The sequence below is a fragment of the Pseudonocardia charpentierae genome (assembly GCF_031845345.1).
Taxonomy (GTDB): domain Bacteria; phylum Actinomycetota; class Actinomycetes; order Mycobacteriales; family Pseudonocardiaceae; genus Pseudonocardia; species Pseudonocardia charpentierae.
Genome location: NZ_JAVREJ010000117.1, coordinates 1 through 355, shown reverse-complemented (window position 1 = coordinate 355; position 355 = coordinate 1). Strand labels below are relative to the sequence as shown.

1 protein-coding gene is annotated in these 355 nt (G+C 72.7%); it reads left to right on the top strand.

What is annotated here, in order from left to right; all coding sequences use genetic code 11:
• Positions 1-151 precede the first annotated feature (151 nt).
• On the top strand, positions 152-355 hold a 204-nt coding region (locus RM445_RS32695; RefSeq protein WP_397469461.1), incomplete at its 3' end, for an alpha/beta fold hydrolase.

The window sequence follows — 355 nt, the reverse complement described above, 5'->3', positions numbered from 1 at the left end:
CACGGAACCCCGTTCGACGTCCGCGCCTGGCAGCCGGTCGTGAACACCTTGGTCGACTCGTGCCGGGCGATCAGGTTCGACCTGCGCGGACACGGGGCGGCCGCCGACACGCCGGTGCCGGACTACGCGGCTGGCCGACGACGTCGTCGCCGTGCTGAACCGCCTCGACCTGCCCGACGTCCACGTGATCGGACACTCCTGGGGCGGACAGATCGCCCAGCAGGTCGCCACTGGACCACCCGCAGCGGGTCAACCGGCTCTCGCTGATCTGCACCCGTGCATCACCGTTCCCCGCCTTCGCCGCCGCCGCACGGGGCCTGCGCGACGGGACCGCCGACGTCGAGGCGAGCTTGGC